This is a genomic window from Candidatus Enterococcus myersii, from assembly GCF_017316025.1.
In the GTDB taxonomy this organism is placed as follows: domain Bacteria; phylum Bacillota; class Bacilli; order Lactobacillales; family Enterococcaceae; genus Enterococcus_C; species Enterococcus_C montenegrensis.
Genome location: NZ_JAFLVT010000020.1, coordinates 1 through 23,035, shown reverse-complemented (window position 1 = coordinate 23,035; position 23,035 = coordinate 1). Strand labels below are relative to the sequence as shown.

The window sequence follows — 23,035 nt, the reverse complement described above, 5'->3', positions numbered from 1 at the left end:
GCAGGTAGGCAAAATACCTATCTGCTTAATTTAAATTCATCTAAAAAAAGGAATTTTGGGTAAATTCCCCGTCTGGCCCATCGCATAGGATTCTAATAAATTTACTTTACGTCGGTATTCATTTGCCGCAAAAGTGGTAATTGTGCCTGCCGTTTCAAATGTATCAATTACTTTTCGCTCTAAATAATAGCCCCGTAGCATTTCTTTAATATAAGCTGGATCTTGGCGAATCATGACCGCAGCCATAAAATCATTTAATTCTAGCCGTCCCATCATATTTTGCCGTTGTTCCAAGAAATGAGCAATAATTTTTTCATCATAAACACCATCTAAACTGGTCAAGCTTTGCTTAATTAATTTAGTATTACGCAAATAAACTTTTTTTATCTGACTTAAATCATTTGGCTGCATTTGTTTTGGTGTAGTTTGTCTTCGTTCAAAAAATAATTTGGGATGTAAAATTACGCGAATAACTCGGCGTACAACCAATAGCCAAAACGCTAGAAAAGATAAAATTTGTTGCCCTACTGAATGTTGGAAATTTGCAATAAACCGCGAATAAAAGCGATAGGTGTTCACGTCAATTTCATGGCGGCGAAAACTTTCATCTAATCCATCTCGCTCAATCCCAATAATCAAAGCTTGAATTTCTTGCACTTCTTGACGTTCACTTTCAGTCATTGCGGCAGTATACGTATCCCACATGCGATTTTCATAACTTTGGATAACCGCTTTTAAGGCAATTTGTTCACTTTCAGTTAAAGTTGTCTCTTTTTGGTCTATCCGTAATTCTTTTTTGACTTCAGCTAAAATAGCTAATCCTTTTTCATCCACGGGAACCTCCGCTTCACCATCAGCTAATTGCGGTAAAATAGCTAAACTAATGACGAGGCTTAATAAAATGACACCAGCTGTCAAAAATAGCAAAACACTACGTTCAGGAAAGATTTCACCATGAAGACATGTGGGCAAAATAAAAATTGTAGCTAAACTGACGGTTCCTTTCACACCACCAAATGTTAAAAGTAAGATTTCCTGCCACGTTTTGGCTTTTCCTTTTTTGGTACTAAAAAGATTTAAAAGAAGTAAAAAAATGAAACGGATAAAAAACAAAATCGCCGTAACTGCCACAATAACTAAAAGGAGTAGCCAGTTTGCATAGACATCACTTTCCCAGATCGGTGAGAAAACTTGCGAAATCTCAATTCCTAAAAAGATAAAGACTAACCCATTTAAGGTAAATACGATGGTATTCCATGTTGCAGTAGAGACATTAGCAAGTTCTGCTTGAAACAATGTCACTTTTTGACGCCCAGTAGCTTGCATAACACCTGCGACAACTGCCGCAATAATTCCCGACACACCGATAATTTCAGAAAAAACATAGGCCACAAAAGGAAGCAATAGCTCAATGAGTAGATAAGCCGTAACGTCTTGTGCGGATAGTTGTTCAATTAAGCGAATTAATTTTCTTTTTCCCCAGACTACTATCATCCCGACTAAAGCCCCACCGACACTGGCAAATAATAAACGCCAAGAACCTTGCCACAATGAAAAACTACCCGTAATAAGAGCAACTGTTGCAAATTGAAAAGCCGTAACACCAGAAGCATCATTTAAAAGACCTTCGCCTTCTAATATCCGCATAACGCGATCAGGAATTTTCAGCGATTTGGTAATCGAAGTGACTGCTACTGCATCTGTAGGTCCTAATGCAGCACCAAAAGCCATACAAGCAGCTAAAGGGATCGTCGGCATCAATGTATGCAATGTCAAACCTACTGCCACAAGTGTTACCAACACACCACCAAAAGCCAAAGACAAGATGGTACCAAAGTTTTTAAAAATTACCGGTAAATCTGCGTGCTCCCCTTCGCGAAATAGCAACGGAGCAATAATTAAAACCAGAAAGATTTCCGGCCTAAAATTTAACGTCCGACCGTAACTCGATAAACCAACGAGAATTCCAAAAAATATTTGAATGAAAAAAATAGGAATGGTGGGAATAATTTTGGCAAAAATATTTGAAAAAGTAATTGCAACAGCAATTAAAATAATTAATTCAACTAATTCCATGCCTTACTCCTTTTGTTTAAATTCACATAATAATTTTAAAAAGATTTCTTTGCGCGCCACAATTTTTTGTTCAAGCTCCGTTAACTCAGCTGGTTCTTCTTCAAGCTCCAATTGTGCTCTTTTTGCTTCTAAGCGTAGGAGTTCGTGCTTTAAGCGTTCCAATTTTCGATAGCTGAAAAGATTTTTACGTCGCACTTTTTCCAAAATACGCCGTCTTTCTGCCATTGTTAAACTACCATATTTTGTCCGTAATAAATTCAGCTGCGTTTCAAAGTCTTTACTCATGATTTTTACTCCCTTTAAAAATGTCTCCCTAACAGTAGCGCAAACATCTGTACTTGACAAGTAACAACAACAAATAAGGCAACAAAAAATAAGAGGCCTGACAAAAATTGTCACACCCCTTACTTTTTAGTTGTTCATGTAAAGATCATAGTAAGCATCCATAATTTCTTTAGCGGTTGTTACATTGACATGGTCATCGTCATTTTTTAAATTTGGTAGCATGACACTGATTGCTACTTTTGCATCATCAGACGGACCATAGGCCACAATATTGCTATTAATGGTATCGGTAATTTTTTTGCCATCTTTATAAACAGCCGTTTCGGCAGTACCTGTTTTAGCAGAGGCCGTCATTTTTGCTCCAGCTAAGGCAGTAGCCGTAGTAAAAGGATCGTTGCCATGAACGGCATCATAAAAACCACCTTGAATAATATCCATTTGGTTTTTCGAAAGATTAACTGTATTTAAAACTTTCGGTTGAATGGCTTTTTTCAAGTTACCTAGTCCACCATTTGTATCATTGCCATAAATACCACTCACGAGATGAGGTTGAATTCTTTTACCGCCATTTGCAACAGTTGCTGCATATTGGGCCAGTTGCATTGGCGTATACGTATCAAACTGTCCAAAAGATAAATCTAGCACACTACCACCATTGTTTTGTGAATCCAAATAACGAATTGGTGTAGAAATACCATCTTCTTCATTGGGAATATCAATTCCTGTTTTTACGCCCATCCCATATTCTGAGAATGCTTTGCGTAACGCATCATAAGCTTTCACCTGTTTATCAATTAAAGGCATTGAAACATTATACTGATAATTCATATTCAGTAATTTAAAGGTCACTTTCATCATATAAGCATTAGAGGAAATTTCCAATGCTTTACGGGCAGACAAATTACGACTGCCACTGCCGTCTTTATTGTAAATAGAAGCCTTTATTTCGGTACCGTTAACTTTGATCGGTTCATCATACAAAACTTCATTGCCATCTAAGACACCATTTTGCCAACCTGCCGTTAGCGTTCCCGCTTTAACAACAGACCCTGGTACAAAAGCTGACTGCACAGTTCCTAGGGCATGTTCTTCTAAATCATCACTTTTTTCTTTGTGTAAGAAACCCGCCATCGCCAACACACCACCGGTATTGGGATCCATCGCCACAGCATAGGCTCCCGGTGAATAGTCAGCTTTTCCAGCATCGATTAATCCTTGGTAATTCTTTTTCAAAATATTCTCAACCCGTTTTTGAAATTCTGCATTTAGCGACAACACTAAGTTATCCCCTTTTGCTCCCGGTGAGACTTCTTTTTGACTAGAAATATTACCTTGTCGATCTAATATCACTTCATATTGAGATTTTGTTCCTTGTAAAACATCCTCGTATTGCTTTTCTAAAAAGCTTGTCCCAACCCGGTCATTTCTAGCATAGCCCTTTGCTAGATATTTCTCTAAATCTTCTGCTGGTAACCCCGTTGTCTCAGTTGATACATTGCCTAAAATACTGCGCAGCGAGCCTTTTTGAGCATAGTCTCTGCTCCAATCCGTACCTGTAGAAACTCCAGATAACTCACTTGCCCGTTCTGCTACAATAGCAAGTTCTTCATCAGTAACATCGCGATTTTTAATATAAACAGTATTTAGTGCCGATGCACTGTTCATTTTTTTGAAAATCATCGCAGCTTTCTTTTGTTTTGTATCAAATTGAATTTCTTTATCCGAAACTTTATCAACTAACAAGGCGTAACGTTTACTTTGATCGGTGATCAACTTTTGACTTGCACTCAAACGACTATTGGCTTTTTTTAGATTTTCAGGATTCGCCAGCCAATAATCTTTTAAATCGCGCTCTTGCAATGTTTTTTCAATTGGAACGTCGATTAATTCATTTAAGCGATTGGCGATTTTTAGTAAATCTTCAGCTGACATAGTATTACCCCGGGTAAAGGTAATCGCAGGATTTGCTTCGTTTGATACCAATGGTTTTCCCGTTGCATCATAAATCATGCCCCGTGGTGTACTTCCTTTAATCTTAATTGTCGACGAGGCTTTTAGTTGCGTTGCAATATTATCGCCATTTACAATTTGCAAATAACCTAATTGCGCAATTAAAGCAATAAACAATGCGAAAATAATAAAGAAAAGGAAATTCAAGCGAAACGGAACATGAGAACGAGGCGCCGTTTTTGAAGGTGCTCGTCCATCTTTTAATTTTTTTTCAATATGGGCTCGTGTTAATTTATTTTTAAGATCTTTCATGTGTCAAATCCTTCCAAAACATCAGTACCGTCTTATTTTACCAAAAAAACATTGATAATACAGTTTTATTCACTAAATAAATAAAACCTTAAGCTTGTTTTCTAAGTATTTTTAAAATGTTCCACAAGAATAATTATATTTTTAATTTTATCTAAACAAAATGCATGAATTTCAGACTTTAGTATCAAATCATTTCTCATAAATCGTGAAACATTACTTTTAGTAAGCTTTTATTTTTATAAAATTGTGGGTAAGTAAAAATAATTATATTTTCAAAGCAGCCCTATCACTGCTGCTCCCCACTAATTGCTCTACACATAAAAAAGACAATCCTATTTCAAAGGATTGCCTTCACATTATCTTTAAGTTTAATTAATAGGCCGCTTGCTCATCGTAATTTTGATCATAACCAGTATTACTTCCATCTTGGCTACCATCACCATAATTTTCTGTTCCGGTCACATTTTGAACAGAACCATCAGCTTCTGCAGTTTGGTTTGTATCATCGTAAAATTGACCTTGAGCATAGCCGCTTGTATATTCATCACCAGTTGGCAAAGTTTCACTTGTCGGTAAATTCAATTCCGTTTTTAATTTATTTTGCATTTCCAGGACTTGATTAAGACCCAGCATTTGATAATAAATGCCATTGATCATTTGTCCTTCACCTTCGAGTTGATCTTGTTTGATTGTTTTAAAGGCTGGAATATAGTTATTGGCGATATCTAACATATCTTCCCAAGAAAGATCTGTTTTTGTATTTTTTTCTACCGCTTTTAAAATCTTTTGATAGTTTGCGACACTATCAAGACTCATTACTTTATTGACAATTTTAGTAATAACTTCACGTTGTCGCTTTTGTCGTCCGATATCCCCTTGAGGATCTTGTTTCCGCATTCTGGCATAAGCTAAACCCGTTTTACCATTGAGTTTAATTTTCCCCTTGGGAACATGGACTCCTTCTAACGTAAAATCAATTTTATTATCAACTGTTATACCACCAACAGCATCAATTAAATCTCTTAACCCCTGCATGTTGATAGATACGTAATGATCTAATGGAACATCTAACAAATTCTCAACAGAATCCATTGCCATCTCTACACCACCAAAAGCATAGGCGTGATTCAATTTATCCATCGTACCATAGCCAACAATTTGCGTATAGATATCACGGTCTAGACTAACAATCGTTGATTGTTTTTTTGCAGGATTCACCGTTACTACCATCATAGAATCAGAACGCCCTTGTTCTGTTCGTCCTAGAGCTCCCGTATCAATTCCCATTAATAAAATTGAAAACGGCTCCGTATTATCGATATTAGCTTTTGAAACGTGGCGACTATTTTTTCGATCAATTTTTTCAACAATCGCATTAAACGAACTATTCGCATCGTGATACATTTTAATGCCATAAGCAGTAGCGCCTAAAACTGCAACCGTAATTAGACCTACAATTCCCAAAATAATTTTTTGATATAAACGCATTGGACACCTCTTAGTTAACTTTTTCATTTGTTGAATATCGTATAAATTTTGCCACACTTCTTTTATTTCGGCAATCTAAGTTTACGTTTATTACTCAAACTTAATATTTTTGCAACATAAATGAAAAGAAGCGACCAAAAAAGATCGCTTCTTTTACTAAATATAATCGACAAAACGTGCTCTGAATTTCATATGCAGATGACTACCAAGAATTAATAAAATTAAAATTATTCCCCAAAAAATCAGCGTATAATTTGCTTTTTCCCAAAACCAAGCGCGACTTAAGAAAGAATCCCGAATACCATCGTTAATATAATAAATCGGATTTAATTTCAAAATTTTAACTAACCAGACTGGTAAATTACGATTATTAATATCCCAAATAGTACCAGAAACATAAAACAACAATCTTAAAACGGATTGTAAAAAAATGTGGTAGTCTCGAATTAACACCGTAATTGTTGAGTTCAAAATACCAAAGGCAAATAAGAATACTACCATACAAATAAAATAGTATATATACTGAAGCCAGTAAATGGTCGGCGCAACGCCAGATAACAAAAGCGCACCGATTACAATCGCAAGCATTGGAAAATAGGAGGATAGATTACTAATAATATTGATTGTAGGTAATACACTCACCGGAAATTTCATTTTGGCAACCATGCCTACTTGGCGATGAATGGAATTAGACGCTCCTAAAATTGAAGTATTCGTATAAAACCACGCTGTAATCCCCATAATCATCCAGACAAAAAATGAAACTCCGTCAATTTTACGATTCCCATTCATACCAATCCCAAATACCAAATAATAAATTCCCACTTGAATCGCAGGATTTAAAATCTGCCAAGCAAGACCCAAATAATGGCTTTGATAAGTGGCTTTATCTTCATAGCGAGACATCCGAAAAATCATGCCCAGATGTTGAAATTGTTCTTTAATTATCAACCAAATTTCTTTCACTAAAATCTTCCTTTACATGACAACGACTAAAATTAGCCATCCTTATTTAAAAACTTGTACAATCGTATCAACGGGATGCTTAATAGCATGGGTCAATGAACGGCCACTAAAAGATACTAATGAAAAAAAAGTGGTTACGGTAATTGCACCAATTAGAATAGCTTTCGTTATTCCAGTCATTTTATCACCTAATGGCGTTCGTTTTAAATTCTTATTGACCTGAACTTCTGACAAGTGCTGGGCAGCCAAATGTTGATCACTTTTAGCATTATCTGCAAGTTTATCCAGATTAAACGATTTTTGTTCTTCTTTGCACTTGTCTTGATATGCCTTTTGTTCTTTTTTCGATAGTTTCTTAAACCAATTAATAAATTCCCGATAATCCGCCATTACTTCATCTGTTGGTCCTATCGCGCGCATATCACCGTAATGCATCCAAATTGTCTTATCACAGAGTTTTTCCACTTGAGGAAGTGAGTGGCTGACAAAGAAGATAGTCTTGCCTTGTTCTTTAAATTCCATAATTTTATCGACACATTTTTGATAAAAAGTTTCATCACCCACTGATAAAGCCTCATCAATAATAAGAATATCAGGGTCATTATGAACGGCAATCGCAAAACCTAGCCGGGATTTCATCCCACTAGAATAACTTTTTACCGGTTGATTTACAAAATCACCTAAGTCGGCAAAAGCAACAATTTCTCCCATTCTCGCATCGATTTCCTTATTAGTCAGACCGGTCATTAATGCTTTTAAGCGAATATTTTCAATACCCGTTAATTGTGGCTTTAAACCGGCGCCAATAGCAATAATAGAAGTATCACCATTTACCTCCATCGTGCCTGATGTTGGTGGAATAATTCCACTAATGATATTGGATAAAGTTGACTTACCCGAACCATTTATCCCGATTATCCCTACTGACTCGCCGGCTTTCACTTCAAAACTGACGCCTTTTAGTGCCCAAAAGCGTGGGACATTTCGGTGATAAAATTTGAACAACGCTTTTACTTTATCGGATTTCTTTTTGTACAAATCGTACTCTTTGGTGACAAGAGTGCTTCTTACTTTAATATTATTTTCCAAAATCTTCATCCTTTACCAGATATTGACTTGAAATAGTTCACGCTACATCATACCATATTTTAGTTGTTGGGCAAAACTGCCTCTAATAAAATAGAACAAAAATATGAAAAAGTCGAGAAAAATCTCGACTTTTTTGTTTATTTTAGTTTTAAATCATTTTTTATCTGTGTCGTAGAAACTTCTGGCGTACGTGGTAAGTAAATAACTTCTGCATCTGTTTCTTCTTGTAGAAAATCAAATTTACCAGCCCAATCGTCTCCCATCACAAATTTATCAATGTGATAAAGTTCGATATCACTTGATTTTTGATCCCAACCTTCTTCTGGGATAACCAAGTCCACATAACGAATTGCTTCTAGTAATTGTTTGCGTTTTTCATAACTGAAATAACATTTTTTTTGCTTTTCATCCCAATTAAATTCGTCTGTTGACAAAGCAACTACTAAATAGTCCCCTTGCTCTTTCGCACGGCGCAATAAATTAATATGCCCATAATGTAATAAGTCAAAAGTTCCATAAGTAATAACACGTTTCATGTCTTTCCCTCGTTTCTTTTTCTTATAACGAAGATAGCAAAAAAGCTTTAAAAAGGCAACCAAATAAAAAAACCGGATCAAAATCCGGTTAAAAACTAAATTATAATTTAGTTACTTCCGCTGCTTGTGGGCCGCGAGCGCCTTCAACGATGGTAAATTCAACATCTTGGCCTTCTTCTAATGCTTTAAAGCCATCCCCTTGAATTGCTGAAAAGTGTACGAATACATCATCGCCACCTTCAGTTGTAATAAAGCCAAACCCTTTTTCGTTGTTAAACCATTTCACTTTTCCTTGTTCCATGTTTCGTGTAGCCTCCAAAAATTATAATTAACGGATATTCCGTCACTTAATTATAACGAAATTTGAAAGCGGTAGCAAACTTTATTTTTCCAAAATATAATCATTCATAATAAAGCCTTGACCAATTTCATCGTCTTTGGTGGCAACAATATTAAAGCCGCGATGCTTATAAATTGCCACAGACTGTGCATTATCCCGATTCACTCGCAATTGCTGTTTCAAGCCTAGTTTTTCACTGATACTATCATACCAATCAAAGACTTGACGCATTAAGCCTTGCCCACGAAATTGCTTTTTAATATAAAGTTTGCTGATATAAATAACTTCCTTTTTTATTTCATAGGCAGTGTAGCCAATTATTTCATTTTCTCGTATTAAGGCAAAATAATGCACATCGTTTTTAATTTCATCCGCAATATTTTTTTCTGACTGATAGTTATGCAACATAAAATCAACCTGTTCTGCGCCAATTATCGGCGTAAACCATTCTTGCCAAATTTCGACCACGACAGGATACAAAGCCTGGATATCTTTTTGTGTTTCAACCTTCTTTTTCTCCACCTCAACGCCTCCAAAATAAAAAAATGTGATGAAAGTTTCCCTTCATCACATTTTAGACTACTTACTATGCTTTTTCAAAGTGTTCGTTTGCTTTATCCCAATTTACAACTTCCCAGAAAGCTGCAATGTAATCTGGTCGTACATTTTTATATTTTAAATAATAAGCATGTTCCCATACATCTAAACCGATAATTGGTGTCTTACCTTCCATTAAAGGAGAGTCTTGATTAGCTGTTGATATAATCGCCAATTTACCATTATCTACTACTAACCAAGCCCAACCAGAACCAAAACGCCCTGTAGCGGCTGTTTTAAATTCATTTTTAAAGTTTTCAAAAGAACCAAAAGTTTCATCAATGGCATCCTTTAAAGAGCCTGTTGGCGCTCCGCCAGCATTTGGTGCCATAATTTCCCAAAAGAAAGTATGGTTAGCATGACCACCACCATTATTTTGAACAGCGGTACGAATATCAGCCGGAATTTCATCCATATAAGCAATCAATTCTTCCACACTTTTTTCTGCTAATTCTGGATATTTTTCTAAAGCCGCATTTAAATTTGTCACATAAGTATTATGATGTTTGTCATGATGCAAGTGCATTGTTTCCACGTCAATATAAGGTTCCAATGCGTCATATGCGTAAGGTAATTCTGGTAAAGTATAAGCCATTTTCGAAATCCTCCTAAATGTTATTTACAATGTAAACACTATCAGAGAAAAGTCAATTATTCAAAAAATATGCCTCAATTTAATTAATTTGAGCAACATTTAAACCACTTTATCTTTTGATTTAAAAATAAACAATTTGCTAAAAAGATAGTTAGCAATGACAACTACAACTTGCGTTATTAGTTTTGCCCAAAAATCGGCGATTTCCAGGCTATCAACGAAAAGAAACATCATTCCCATGTCAAGTCCATAGGATACAATGCGATAAAAAATGAACTTACCAAACTCGATTATTAATTCAAAAAAGTTTTCTGATTCTGACTTAAAAACCCATAACTTATTTGTTACAAAAGCAAATAGTACAGCAGCTAACCATGAAATTGAATTAGAATTAAATAAATTTAAGTTAAAAGCATCACGCGCAAAAAAATAGATAACAAAATTTACAACAGTAGCTAGTCCGCCAAAAAATAAATAGATAAAAACTTCCCATAAATGACGTCGCTTCATTTTCGTTTTAAATTGCAAATAATATTTCATTTAAGTACCTCTTTATTTTTCTACTAAATATAAGAATAAACAAAAACTAAAATAGAAACTACTAATTTCAAAGATATTTAATCAATTCTCCTTGTAAAAGCCCCAGACCTTCGATAGAATGGATTGAATACTTATAAAAAGGAGTCCTGCTCTGAATGTTACACTTAATGAAAAGTTCTTTTTTCCAGTTTCGGGAGTTACTTGCAGCAAAAAAATTAGCCTTTGGTAAAGTGATTGGCTATATTTTTATCTTAGGCGCTATTCTTACATTACCTCTGGCCTATAAGGTTAGCAGTGTTTTTCACGATATTCAACATGATGGCCAAAAAATTGCCGCTAAGCTACCTGATTTTACAATTGAAAAGAACCAGTTACAACCAGCGGATGCAAAAGAAAAAGGATTTATCTACCAAACTGATTCGATTATTTTCACCTTTGATCCGCAAGGCAAACGAACTGCCAAAGATATTACAACAGATATGGTAGGAAACTTTCTTAGTATCGGTCTTTTAAAAGATGATTTAGTTGTAGCAATGCCAAGTACCGGCGCAAGTTCTGCACTACTTGGTGACAATCAAATAGTTATACCTTATTCTGAAGCATCCCTTGCTTCTTTATCTGGTAGTCATATCCGAGATTATTTACAAGACACTAAGATTCCTTGGTGGATGTATCTGATTGCTTTTTTAGTTTCACTTTACCCTAGCGTTGTGAATTTACTTGTCACCTTATTGTTTGCAACACTCGGTGCAACACTGCAAACAAAAATGCGACGGCTAAAACTAAGTAGCTTTGAGAATTTTAAAATTGTAGTTTTCGCTGCAACTTTACCTGTGATCTTAACTGCAATTATCCATTTTGTGACAATGAATTTCGATGCTACCATGTTCATTTTGATTGCAACTTTATTTATCTTTAATCAAGTCATTAAAAAAATCCCGCAAGAAGAACAAAAATCAAATTAAATAAAAGACGCCTTTCAATGTAGTGACTCTAAAAGTTAGCTTAAAAATCTAACTTTTAGAGTCCTACAAAACTTGAAAAGCGTCTTTTTTAATTTCCTTTGCTACAATAAATGTATGTACATAAAGGAGGAAGTTTTATGACGAAATATATCTTATCCAGTCGCCCTTTTAAACCAGAATTGATTAATGAAATAAAAAAAATTGCGCCAGAATATGATTTTATTACCGAAATCGCTACAACTGAAGCTTGGCAACAAGTGGAAATTACCATCGGTTGGCAAAAAAAATGGGATAAATTACTAGCACCTAATTCCAACTTAAAGTGGGTACAAAGTATTTCCGCGGGAGTTGATTATCTTCCACTTCAAGATTTTAAAAAGCAAAATATTTTGTTGACGAATGCAAAAGGTATTCACAAAGAAGCGATTAGTGAACACGTTTTAACGACAATTTTGATGCGCCTTAGAGGCTTTAATGAAGCAGCTGTTGGCCAACGTCATAAAAAATGGCAACAAACTATTTTTTATGGCAAATTAGAAGAACAAAAAATTTTGATTGTTGGTACTGGTCAAATTGGCCAAGAACTCGCTGGAACTTTGAATATACTTGGTAATCATCCCACCGGAATTAATACTTCTGGCCACAGTGCCCAAAATTTCACGAATACACATGCAATTTCAGAACTAAAAACAATAGCTCAACAATTTGATTTCATTGTCAACATTCTTCCCCTCACCGCTGAAACGTATCATCTGTATGACACAGAATTTTTTAATCTACTCCGTAAAACGGCTACTTTTATTAACGTCGGAAGAGGTGCCAGCGTGGATACACCTGCCCTAGTTAAAGCCCTACAAGAACAAACAATTGCCTATGCCGCATTAGATGTCTTTGAAGAAGAGCCACTTGCTTCTAATAGTCCCCTATGGGAGCTAGATAACATTTTGATTACCCCCCATATTGCTGGCATGGTACCACATTTCCAGCAAAAATTCATGAGGATCTTTTTGAAAAATCTTGACTCCTTTGTTAAAACGCAAGCTGTCAGCCAAAATCAAGTTGATCTTACAAAAGGTTACTAAATATGAACCTATGAATTATACTCATCCTTTTTTATATAAAGATTAATATAGTCAACATGTACTATTATTGTGCAGTTTAATGCTCTCGCATTTACTTTTTAATAGTGCTAGAATTATTGAAAACGAATTCAAAAAAAAGGAGCAATAATAATGAAAAAGAATGTTGTTAATTTTATTATCTTATCAATGTTAGGTATTTGGGGCACATGGGGCGAAATCAAAGCAGATGCAATGATACATACTGACCAATCAAATTACCCTAGCAGTTCAGAGACAACTGCTGTAAGCCAAAATCTGGAAACAAAGCAAAGCCTGGAAAGCTATGGGAATGTAACTAAAGATTCTAGCCTATGGCAAGACACTAGTTTTAAAAAACAGATCGGAAAATCAGGAAAATTTTTAAATATAACTTTAAAGATAACAGAAAAAATTGATAAAAAAAATGGAGAAAGTTATTTTCGACTTGAAAATAACCAAAAAAAATTCATCGGATACATTAATGTAAATGCTATCTCTATAGCCAATGGTCAGGAAGGAAACTATTTTAACGAAAATAGATATATTACTGTAAATAAAGCTTGGCCCTCATATCGTACTCTTGGATGGGATCCTGATAATGTTTTCAACACTCATTACTATCCTAGCAGTCAATGGCCTCAAAAAAACATCGGCGCAAAACTCGTTAATAAAACATATAAGGTAACCTCTAGTTACAATCACTTTAACGGGGCTACTTATTATGTTATTATAGATAACACAAACAATTTTATGGGCTACATCGATAGCAGAGCTACCAAAATTGCTGCTGGTGCTCAAGGCACTTGGCAACCAGAAAATAGATATATAACTGTTATGAAAAACTATAACAGTTACAAAAATTTTAATAAGTGGACCGTAGCTAGTAAATATACTTCATTAAAATACCACACTTACAAAGTTACAGGAAAATATACCCATTTCAATGGCAATACGTATTATTCTATTGTAAACAATAAAAACAAATGGGTAGGTTATATTAACTCCCAAGGAACTTATAAAGGCAAAGGACAACAAGGTTCTTACATTTCTACGAATAAAAAAGTAAGAATTATTAGTAAAAATTACAATATATATTCAAACTTCAACTGGAAAATTAAAAGTAGCACAAAAAATCGTCTAAATAAAACTTATATTGCCAAAACCATGTATCGACATTTTAACGGCTCTTTGTATTATTCTATCTACACTCCAGGCGGAACTTGGATAGGTTATATTAATGCAACTGGTACAAAGTAATTTAATATCCACTAGAATAACTTTCTAAGGATAGCAACTTTATCTTAAATCAACTCTTTTTTTCGTCATTTATTGATATCGAAAGAATCTAAAAAACCTTGTTGAAAAGCTAACGAACTGTCAGTTTTTCAACAAGGTTTTACGGTCTATTTTTATCTGACTCCTTTACTAAGTAATGGGGTCGCTTTTTTGTTTCCAAAAATATTTTGCCAATATATTTCCCGATAATCCCTAAGCAAAGTAACTGTAAGCCCCCCACAAATAGAAAAATGGAAACCATAGAAGGCCAGCCACTGGTAGGGTCGCCAAACAATAAGGCCCGTACAACAATAAAAATCAAGGCAATACCAGAGCCAAAACACGACAAAGCACCTACAAAAGAAGCGATGTTTAGTGGTAAGTCAGAAAAATTCACGATCCCATCCATCGAGTATTTTAAAAGTTGCCAAAAAGACCAAGAAGTTTTACCCGCAACACGTGCGACATTTTCATAAGCAATGTACTCTGTTTTAAAACCAACCCAACTAAAAATTCCTTTAGAAAAACGGTTATATTCAGTTATTTGCAAAACAGCATCTACCATTTGCCTTGTCATAAGTCGGAAATCACGGACACCAGACACGAGTTCAGTCTCGCCAATTTTATTCATCAAATAATAAAATAAGCGCGCAAATAAACTCCTAAGCTTAGGTTCACCAGCGCGGTTTTTTCTTCTGGTAGCGACACTATCTAAATCATGGGCCACTAATAAATCATACATCTCCACTAATAATTGCGGTGGATCTTGCAAATCAGCATCCATTAATGTCACATAGTCTCCTTTGGCATTTTGTAACCCCGCATATATTGCAGCCTCCTTGCCAAAATTACGAGAAAATGAAAAATAATGAACCTTTCCACCACTCTTTACTGACAATTCTTTCATCAGCTTCAAAGTCTTATCAGTAGATCCGTCATCGATTAGAATGTATTCCACATCTAATGGCAGCACTTCTTCAATTTTTGCCATTTCAGCAAAGAAGTAAGGCAAACTTTTTTCTTCATTAAAACACGGTACAATAACCGACAAAAGCATTTGCTTAAACTCCTATAATAGTTTAGTCTTCTGTAAATAAATACTTAGGTTCATTTAACTTTTCATCCAAGTCGACGGTTAAATCATAGCCTTTGAAAAACCATTCATCTGCTTCATCGGCATAAAATAAAATCCCATCAGCGGTTGCTTTTGCAATTGGATTTTCTGGTGTATCAACAGACATCCCAACTGAAAAACCTTCGTGAACTTGCGTTTTACCGTAAACTTTACCGTAAAAACGAACGCCCATCCCCTCATCAACTGTTAATTCTGTTTTAAACCATTTTGCCGCTGCTGGTGTTATTGTTATTTTCATTAATATCCCTCACTAATCATTCATTTTTTCATCTAAAATATCCACGTCGTCTGTTTCACCAATCACCAAAAGATTATCATTTTTTAAAACGATTTCATCGGCGGTAGGAGAAACAACAACTTTGCCGTTAACCCGGCGAATACCGACTACCGTTAAACCAAAATTTTGGCGGAAATTCAAGTTTGCCAATGTCTTATCATAAAATTTGGGATTGGTCACACGTATTTCTGCCAATGAATAGTCATCTGATAATTCAACATAATCTAAAATATTTTTAGAAACGAGATTATGGGCTATTCTTACCCCCATATCCCTTTCAGGATGCACAACACGATCGGCGCCGATTTTTTCTAATACCCGGGCGTGATATTCGTTTTGCGCTTTAGCCAAAACATTTGGCACGCCCATTTCTTTTACCATTAACGTAACTAAAATGCTTGCTTGAATATCTTCTCCAATTGCGACAATCACATGATCAAAATTACGAATGCCCAATGAGCGTAAAGTCATTTCGTCTTGCGCATTTCCCACGACAGCATGGGTTGCGATATTCATATATTCATTTACACGATCTTCACTACTATCAATCGCTAAAACCTCTTGACCAGATTCAATCAAAGTTCGACAAATACTGCCTCCAAAACGCCCTAAACCAATAATGGCATAATTTTGTTTCATTCTATTCTCCTTCATTCGTACACTTTATTTAAAACAGCTATCGTAACTTATGTAGCTAGTATAACAAAGACCCCTTCGTTGTGCTATCGAAGAGGTTTTGTTTTATTTGGCTAGTCCATGTTTAAAGGCATAAATAGCCGCTTGCGTTCGGTCTTCAACTTCCAATTTTGATAAAATATTCGAGACATGTGTTTTCACAGTCTTTAAGGTGATGAATAATTCATCAGCGATCTCTTGATTACTTTTTCCTTGTGCAATTAATAATAAAATTTCTCTTTCCCGATTTGTTAAATCTTCGTGTAAAATTGGCGTTTTATTCGTTAAACGATTCATCATTTTGCTTGTAACTTCTGGCTCTAAAATTCGTTCGCCCCGGTAAGTCGCTCGAATTGCATCGGCTATTTCATGGGCCGTAGATGTTTTCAGTAAATAACCAGACGCACCTGCTTCAATAGCAGGATAAACTTTTTCATCGTCAATAAAACTGGTAACAATTAAAATTTTGGCTTCTGGCCATGTTTTTAAAATAGCTTTAGTTGACGCAATACCATCCATGACATCCATCACTAAATCCATCAAAATTACATCTGGTTTTAAAGATAACGCCTTTTCATAACCAATTTGGCCATTTTCAGCTTCACCTACAACTTCTATATCATCTTGAATGGATAAATAAGAAGATACACCTAAACGCACCATCTCGTGGTCATCCACAAGTAAAACTTTAATCACACCAACATCCTCCTTTAAAGAAACCCGTAACGATAAAAAATTAGACAATTGGAATTTTTATTTCCACACTGGTTCCCTGTCCTTTAAAACTGATAATTTTACATGTTCCACCAACACTGGCGACACGCTCTTTAATATTCATTAAACCATAACTTCCAGCATTTTGCTCGCTTGTATCAAATCCCACACCATCATCAACTACCCGCAATAAAACATTTTGACCAACTTTGTGCAAATAAACTTCTAACTCATCTGCTTTGGCATGACGTAATGTATTCGATAATAATTCTTGAACAATCCGAAAAAGCTGATCTTCAATAGTCGGCGCCAAAGTTATCTCTTCTGCCTCCCATTTTAGCTTGATTTTTATTTTGGATTGTAATTCTTTTAATAATTGTTCAATACCTTGTTTCAAACTTTTCCCTTCAAGATTAACCGGGCGCAAGTGTAGCAGTAAGGCCCGCATTTCCGACTGGGAAGCGTTGATAATATCAGATACCATTTGTAGCTGCTTTTGTTGTAGCGTTGGTAGCTCCATTTTTTTTGCCTGCTCATTCAAAGCAGATAACATCATCATTGCTGCAAAAAGTTGCTGTGAAACAGAATCATGCAACTCCCGGGCTAAGCGGTGACGTTCAATTTCCAAAATTTCTTCTTTTGTTTGGCCATCCATTAATTGTGGTCGGCTATTTAGCACCTGTAATTCCGTTGAAAGCTCATTCATTTTTTTGCCAATTTGTGTAATATCTTGATCAATCGCTGTTAAATAATGATTTTCTTTAGAATGTGATAATGGTTCACCTAGCAAGTCAGAATCATAATTTCCGGCCACTAACAACCTTAATTTTTCTTCGATGCCGCCGTAAGAACTCTTGCGAAATAAAGAAATCAAAATGTAGGTGACAATCCCAAAACCGACTGAAATCGCTAAAATATAAAATATTAAAGGTAAAAAGAAAATACGTGTCTGTAAGGAAACCAACCACCAATTCTTTACATTATTGGCATGAAGATAAGAAAACAAAACTAAAATCAGCGTAATAAAAATTGCAATACCGGTATATAATGCAATCATCCCTTTGGAAATTTTTGCCATCATACCCGAATCACCTCAATATCCCCAACCAACGTACTGGATAAAATCTTAATTCGGCGCTCACTCGTATCATAATCTTCACTATATACCGTAATTCTCTCGCTGCGAAGCGGAGTTTGTTCTCCCACAAAAGTCACATTACCAATAAAGCCACCATGTTCTAACGCAATACCAATACCTAAAGGCACTAAAATTCGCGTTCTGCCAAAACCTTTTCGCAACATAATAATATTGTCTCTTTTTGGTAAAATCGTATTTCCTAAATCGATGATAGTATCTCCAGAAATCATATTAATATTTATATCATCCCACTCGAAAACTTGATTACCAATTCTTTCATTCCCAAACAAATTTTGTCGTTGGCGCTTATCAGGATGTAACCCTGGAGCTTCTGTTTCCACCATTACCATCTGCTTTTTCTTCCAAAAAGCATTTTTAGTCGGATCTATTCCTGTTAACTCTACACCTTTTAAACCAATAAATAACACACCAAACACCAACATCAACCAGACTGCTGGATTATTTAACAAGCTAATAAAAACAGCTAAACAGCCCACAACCAAGCGAAAATTCGTTCTTCGACCTTGTTTTTTTCCGCGACTGGCAAAATACAAACAAAGGATACCAAAAAGTAGCAACATAAAAAGTGGTGGACTATTGAAAACTTGCCAAAGAGCATAAAGAAGCAATAGTGCCTCTACTATAAGAAAAAAACGCCACGGATTTTTCAACTTCTCCACCTCCTATAAATCATTTTATTCATAAAGAAACTCTCCTACAATTTTCATTAACTTTCATTACAACATTTCTATTTTATCATAACGAAAATCAGAATAAATAAAATCGGTCTAGAGAATGAAAAAAACTTCTGAAACAAAAAGTTTCAGAAGTTTTTTAATTAGTTTAATTAGGCCTGTGCAACTTTTGTAATTTTTACTAACATGTCACCACCAGGAGTTTGAATTGTTACTTCATCACCAACTTTTTTGCCAATTAAAGCTTGTGCAATTGGTGAATCGTTAGAAATTTTGCCAGAAAACGGATCTGACTCAGCACTACCAACGATTGTATATTCTTCTTCGTCACCATCAGGTTGTTCTACAAACGTTACTTTTTTTCCAAGGGAGACCTCATCGTTATCGACCCCATCGTTGTCAATAATTTGGGCAAAACGAATCATATTTTCTAATGTGGTAATTCTACCTTCCACAAATGCTTGTTCATCTTTAGCAGACTCATATTCAGAGTTCTCTGATAAGTCACCGAATCCACGTGCGATTTTAATTCGCTCAATAATTTCGCCTCGTTTTACAGTCTTTAATTCTTCTAATTCTTGTTCTAATTTTTCTTTACCTTCAACTGTCATTGGATAAACTTTTTCTACCATGGTAATTTCTCCTTCATTTTCAACTCTAAAATCGCAAATAGTAACCTTTTCGCAATTAATATCGAAAAGGTTACCATGCTTTTTTTAAAATGTAAACGTCATTTATTTAATTATTTACATATTTTTCAACTAAGGCCAAATGTTCTTCATATGTTTCAGCATAATAAACTTTACCAGTTTTAATATCTGCAACAAAGTAATAGTAATTATTTGGTGTTGGATCTAAGACTGCTTTAATTGATTGTTCGCTTGGACTATCAAACGGTCCTGGACCATACCCAGTATTAGTATATAAATTATAAGGTGAGTCTACTTGTAAATCTTTGTTGTAAACTTTTTCTTTATGCTCGCCTAAAGCGTATAAAATGGAAATATCTGATTGTAGTGGCATCCCCGCGGCAATCCGGTTAAAGAATACTTGCGCAATTTTTTTACGGTCCGTCTCTGTTACCCCTTCTTTTTCAACTAAAGAAGCAAGGGTTAGAACCTCTTGTACATCCATATTTTTCTGCTTAATTGTATCGTAGTATGCTGACATTACAGTATTAGTTTTGTCAATCATTTGGGTTACGATATCTTCTAATGACGAAGTCTTATAATAATCATACGTCGCAGGGAATAAGTAGCCTTCTAGGCGATAACGAACTCCCTTAGCTTTCGCCGCACTCGCTAATAAATCAGGATACTTCGCTTGTGTTTTCTTAAAGAAATCTTCATTCCTCATCAAATCGATAAATTCGGATTTCTTAATTTTCGTATCTTTGGCAATAATATCACCAATCTTATCAATATCAACGCCTTCTGGAATAGTTAACTTCGCATCTGCACCTGCAGTTCCGGCGCCCCCACCTTGTAGATTTTTACTAATTTCTTCTAATGTCATAGATGGAGAAAAATGATAACTGCCCGCTTGAAACCCAGTCAAGTTATTAAATTTTGTATAGTAATTAAATACCATACCGCTTTTAATCACTTTGTCTTCTTGCAAAATCTCACCAATCTGTTTATTCGATGAACCACTTGGAATTTCTACTGCAATAGTTTTTTTACTATCAGTGTCTAAAGGTTGTAAGCTACTTGAAACATAACGATAAACAGAAAAGCCTAAAATACCACCAATAACTAATAAGGCAACCACAACAACCGTCACAATTTTACTAACGATGCGGTCTTCTTTTTGACGCATTTTTCTGCGCTGCATCTCATCTGAAGACGTGCTAAGTGGTACTTTTGTATTCGTGTCCGCTTTTTCTTTTTTAGGCTGCTTTTTAGCAGACACTTTTTTTACTTCTTTTGCATCCTTTTTTGATGGCGTATTTTTTTTAGTACTTGGTGAATTGCTTTTTGCTCCACCACTTCTTCTTGCGCCAACTGATTCTTTGGAAACATTCAAACGATCTCGTTGACCATTTGACGAACTATTTCTATTTTGTTGACCTTGACGAGTTGAACTTCTTTCATTCTTTGAAGTTTCCTCATCTGAGTTATTTAACGAATTTAAAATCTTGTCTTTAAAAGATTCTTCTTCCGGATGTTGTTTAGACAAAACAACTCCTCCTTACTTTCATGATACTAGCTTGTATCATTATACACGAAAGTAAGAAGGAGTGAAATGCTTTTTATTATTTTAAAAATTTATCAATAATTATTTTGTAGCATCTGCATTGATATAACCTAGCCAGACACCATTGTTGTTATACAGTGAATAGTAAGTTGCACCATTAAGATGTCTATACTGATACTTAGCAATCACGTTTTGATTCAAATAATTATTACTTTTGTTTTTTTCTTTCCAAGAAAAGTTTTGCCAGATGCTATAATTTTTCCGCTTAATTTTTACTGTCTTATTATAAGCAAATGCCACCCCTTGTTTTCCTGTTGTTCTTGTTGCGTTTTTATTAATGTAGCCAATCCACCTATTATTCTTATCATAAAGCGAAAGATAGCCACTGCCATTTGTATGTTCATAAATATATTTTGCATTTACAGTTTGTTGGTAATAATTTGAAGACGCATCTCTTTTTTTCCAAGAGAAGTTGTGCCAAATATCATAATTTTTACTACTAATTGAAACGTATTGATGAAATGATCGCGTTGGCCCCTGATTTCCCTGTTTGTCTAAAAGGATATTTTCAACATAGCCTAGCCAAGTCCCGCTTATATCATAAACTGAATCATAACGTTTTCCGTTAAACCCTACATAGTAATATTTTGATGAATAAACTTCATTTTTCATTGTATCAGAAATATTTTTTTGTTTACTTAATGTTTTGTTAGTATATAGTTTTGCATCGGCATTTAATTTCACATAATTATTTGTTGAAAATATCTTACCAAATTGTCCCCCTGCTCCAGTGGTTGTTGCACTTTTATTCAGATAGCCAACCCAACTGCCGTTATTATCATAAAGTGAATAATAACTTGAACCGTTAAGATGATCGTACCGATACCGAACCTCGAGAGTTTTATTTAAATAGTTATCTGAAGTTGAACGTTTTTTCCATGAAAAATTTTGCCAAATAGAATAATTACCTTTCGAAATCGTTACATAACGCTGATCTCTAATCGCGTCTCCTTGTAGATTACCGGTAAATTTTCCTTTGTAGTCCGCCGACATGTCAAAGACGCCATTTACGCCGGGAAACACTACTTGAGAAGTCCACTGCCACGCACTGAAATCTGTGTTCCAATGATTGGTAGGATTATATGGGTACTGCGCTACCCAACAGTTTTCCATACCGAGTTTTTGTGCGCTAATTTTCCCTGTATCAACCCAACTGCGTCCTACATAATGCATAGTATTTTTAAAGCCTAGCTCGCTCAATCGCTGTGCAAAAGCCTGCGAGTTTGTTGTATGATCGCCACTATTTATAATTTTGGGTTCTTCAATATCATTTACCATGATAGTACTACTCGATAACTGTAATTTTTTTGCTAGGGCGGCAAAATATTCCGCCTCCCGTCTTGCAGCTGCTACACTGGTAAACCAACTATAGTGATATACATGAACTTTGAGACCTGCCGCATGTGCATTTTTTATTTGATCAGCCGCGTAAGGATTTTGGTAAGAAGTGGCTTCAGTTAATTTAACAATTACGCTCTTAATACCATAATTTTTAATTTTTACATAGTCTGAAACTTTCAAGTTATTATTCCAAGACGATACATCAATAAAGTCAAATCTAGGCCGACCAGCTTCTCCTGCGTTAATTATTGGAATCGAAAACGAGCTTCTCCCTAAAGAACGTAAATTTCTTTTCCCTGCTGATCCATTTAAATCCGAGCGACTTTCTTGTAAAGGAAATAAATCATCAGTTCGCTGTAGATAATTTTCAAGATCTTTATCTGTTTCTGAAGCTGTTGTTGAAGTATACACATCATTTTGAACAACCGAGTTATCGGTTTGATTATTCCCGCTTGAATCCAATACAATCTCATTATCATTTTGTTCATTTATATTTTCTAAAGAATCACGTTCCATTTCTTCTGATACTATTGTTGCAGTTAATTCCTCTTTGCTGCCATTGGATAATTTATCATCTGCATATACTGTTGTTGCAGTTAATAATGACCCACATGCCAATATACCAATTATCCATTTTTTTATTCGTTGCACTTTATCCTCCCCCTATATATTGGATTTGAGTCAATATCT

The 23,035-nt window shown here is 35.2% G+C and carries 23 protein-coding genes; 3 read left to right on the top strand and 20 right to left on the bottom strand.

The genetic code is table 11. The features are described 5' to 3' along the window. Nucleotides 1–36: 36 nt before the first annotated feature. The 11 genes from JZO76_RS13285 to JZO76_RS13235 all read right to left on the bottom strand — a co-directional run bounded on the left by JZO76_RS13285 (nucleotide 37) and on the right by JZO76_RS13235 (nucleotide 10,774). Entirely contained in the window at nucleotides 37–2,076 is a 2,040-nt protein-coding gene (locus JZO76_RS13285) for a cation:proton antiporter (RefSeq protein ID WP_206905530.1), read from the bottom strand. Between the two features lie 3 nt (nucleotides 2,077–2,079). Continuing rightward, complete coding sequence (locus tag JZO76_RS13280) at nucleotides 2,080–2,361, bottom strand: AAA family ATPase (protein WP_206905529.1); 282 nt, start codon at nucleotides 2,359–2,361, stop codon at nucleotides 2,080–2,082. 126 nt (nucleotides 2,362–2,487) lie between these two features. Then, nucleotides 2,488–4,623: a penicillin-binding transpeptidase domain-containing protein gene (locus JZO76_RS13275; protein WP_206905527.1), complete on the bottom strand. Its 2,136-nt coding sequence runs from the start codon at nucleotides 4,621–4,623 to the stop codon at nucleotides 2,488–2,490. A 372-nt stretch (nucleotides 4,624–4,995) separates the two neighbouring features. Continuing rightward, nucleotides 4,996–6,111, bottom strand: a complete 1,116-nt coding sequence (locus JZO76_RS13270) for an LCP family protein (protein WP_206905524.1) — start codon at nucleotides 6,109–6,111, stop codon at nucleotides 4,996–4,998. A 156-nt stretch (nucleotides 6,112–6,267) separates the two neighbouring features. Beyond that, entirely contained in the window at nucleotides 6,268–7,077 is an 810-nt protein-coding gene (locus tag JZO76_RS13265) for an ABC transporter permease (RefSeq protein WP_206905521.1), read from the bottom strand. A 42-nt stretch (nucleotides 7,078–7,119) separates the two neighbouring features. After that, nucleotides 7,120–8,175, bottom strand: coding sequence for an ABC transporter ATP-binding protein (locus JZO76_RS13260; RefSeq protein WP_206905518.1), 1,056 nt, complete (start codon nucleotides 8,173–8,175; stop codon nucleotides 7,120–7,122). Between the two features lie 128 nt (nucleotides 8,176–8,303). Beyond that, a complete protein-coding gene (tagD, locus tag JZO76_RS13255; protein WP_206905516.1) occupies nucleotides 8,304–8,702 on the bottom strand; it encodes a glycerol-3-phosphate cytidylyltransferase in 399 nt (132 codons plus the stop codon). Between the two features lie 100 nt (nucleotides 8,703–8,802). Beyond that, nucleotides 8,803–9,003 carry a cold-shock protein gene (locus tag JZO76_RS13250; protein WP_206905513.1) on the bottom strand — a complete coding sequence of 67 codons (201 nt, stop codon included), beginning with the start codon at nucleotides 9,001–9,003 and terminating at the stop codon, nucleotides 8,803–8,805. Between the two features lie 81 nt (nucleotides 9,004–9,084). After that, nucleotides 9,085–9,564 (bottom strand): GNAT family N-acetyltransferase, encoded by a 480-nt coding sequence (locus JZO76_RS13245; protein WP_206905510.1) that lies wholly within the window; start codon nucleotides 9,562–9,564, stop codon nucleotides 9,085–9,087. A 64-nt stretch (nucleotides 9,565–9,628) separates the two neighbouring features. Then, nucleotides 9,629–10,234, bottom strand: a complete 606-nt coding sequence (locus JZO76_RS13240; RefSeq protein WP_206905499.1) for a superoxide dismutase — start codon at nucleotides 10,232–10,234, stop codon at nucleotides 9,629–9,631. A 99-nt stretch (nucleotides 10,235–10,333) separates the two neighbouring features. Continuing rightward, nucleotides 10,334–10,774 carry a GtrA family protein gene (locus JZO76_RS13235; protein ID WP_206905498.1) on the bottom strand — a complete coding sequence of 147 codons (441 nt, stop codon included), beginning with the start codon at nucleotides 10,772–10,774 and terminating at the stop codon, nucleotides 10,334–10,336. Nucleotides 10,775–10,929: 155 nt separating this feature from the next. On the opposite strand from JZO76_RS13235, the gene JZO76_RS13230 reads away from it, so the two are divergent. From JZO76_RS13230 to JZO76_RS13220, 3 genes are all read left to right on the top strand, one after another. After that, nucleotides 10,930–11,739, top strand: coding sequence for a DUF1189 domain-containing protein (locus tag JZO76_RS13230; protein ID WP_206905496.1), 810 nt, complete (start codon nucleotides 10,930–10,932; stop codon nucleotides 11,737–11,739). Nucleotides 11,740–11,876: 137 nt separating this feature from the next. Next, nucleotides 11,877–12,821: a phosphoglycerate dehydrogenase gene (locus tag JZO76_RS13225; RefSeq protein WP_206905494.1), complete on the top strand. Its 945-nt coding sequence runs from the start codon at nucleotides 11,877–11,879 to the stop codon at nucleotides 12,819–12,821. 150 nt (nucleotides 12,822–12,971) lie between these two features. Beyond that, nucleotides 12,972–14,096 carry a hypothetical protein gene (locus JZO76_RS13220; RefSeq protein WP_206905491.1) on the top strand — a complete coding sequence of 375 codons (1,125 nt, stop codon included), beginning with the start codon at nucleotides 12,972–12,974 and terminating at the stop codon, nucleotides 14,094–14,096. A 139-nt stretch (nucleotides 14,097–14,235) separates the two neighbouring features. On the opposite strand, the gene JZO76_RS13215 is transcribed toward JZO76_RS13220, so the two are convergent. The 9 genes from JZO76_RS13215 to JZO76_RS13175 all read right to left on the bottom strand — a co-directional run bounded on the left by JZO76_RS13215 (nucleotide 14,236) and on the right by JZO76_RS13175 (nucleotide 22,996). Continuing rightward, nucleotides 14,236–15,171, bottom strand: a complete 936-nt coding sequence (locus JZO76_RS13215; RefSeq protein ID WP_206905488.1) for a glycosyltransferase family 2 protein — start codon at nucleotides 15,169–15,171, stop codon at nucleotides 14,236–14,238. Nucleotides 15,172–15,193: 22 nt separating this feature from the next. Beyond that, nucleotides 15,194–15,487: a HesB/YadR/YfhF family protein gene (locus JZO76_RS13210; protein ID WP_206905484.1), complete on the bottom strand. Its 294-nt coding sequence runs from the start codon at nucleotides 15,485–15,487 to the stop codon at nucleotides 15,194–15,196. A 12-nt stretch (nucleotides 15,488–15,499) separates the two neighbouring features. Next, nucleotides 15,500–16,165 (bottom strand): potassium channel family protein, encoded by a 666-nt coding sequence (locus JZO76_RS13205; RefSeq protein ID WP_206905481.1) that lies wholly within the window; start codon nucleotides 16,163–16,165, stop codon nucleotides 15,500–15,502. 102 nt (nucleotides 16,166–16,267) lie between these two features. Further along, nucleotides 16,268–16,897, bottom strand: a complete 630-nt coding sequence (locus tag JZO76_RS13200; RefSeq protein WP_206905479.1) for a response regulator transcription factor — start codon at nucleotides 16,895–16,897, stop codon at nucleotides 16,268–16,270. Nucleotides 16,898–16,937: 40 nt separating this feature from the next. Beyond that, nucleotides 16,938–17,996, bottom strand: a complete 1,059-nt coding sequence (locus JZO76_RS13195) for a sensor histidine kinase (protein WP_206905477.1) — start codon at nucleotides 17,994–17,996, stop codon at nucleotides 16,938–16,940. Then, complete coding sequence (gene liaF, locus JZO76_RS13190; protein ID WP_206905475.1) at nucleotides 17,993–18,724, bottom strand: cell wall-active antibiotics response protein LiaF; 732 nt, start codon at nucleotides 18,722–18,724, stop codon at nucleotides 17,993–17,995. The genes JZO76_RS13195 and liaF overlap by 4 nt, the downstream gene beginning before the upstream one ends. 176 nt (nucleotides 18,725–18,900) lie before the next feature. Next, nucleotides 18,901–19,380: a transcription elongation factor GreA gene (gene greA / locus JZO76_RS13185; RefSeq protein ID WP_206905472.1), complete on the bottom strand. Its 480-nt coding sequence runs from the start codon at nucleotides 19,378–19,380 to the stop codon at nucleotides 18,901–18,903. Nucleotides 19,381–19,486: 106 nt separating this feature from the next. Continuing rightward, the gene (mltG, locus tag JZO76_RS13180) at nucleotides 19,487–20,926 is read right to left on the bottom strand and encodes an endolytic transglycosylase MltG (RefSeq protein WP_206905470.1); all 1,440 of its coding nucleotides are present in this window, start codon (nucleotides 20,924–20,926) and stop codon (nucleotides 19,487–19,489) included. A 99-nt stretch (nucleotides 20,927–21,025) separates the two neighbouring features. Next, the gene (locus tag JZO76_RS13175; protein ID WP_206905458.1) at nucleotides 21,026–22,996 is read right to left on the bottom strand and encodes a GH25 family lysozyme; all 1,971 of its coding nucleotides are present in this window, start codon (nucleotides 22,994–22,996) and stop codon (nucleotides 21,026–21,028) included. Between the last annotated feature and the right edge of the window lie 39 nt (nucleotides 22,997–23,035).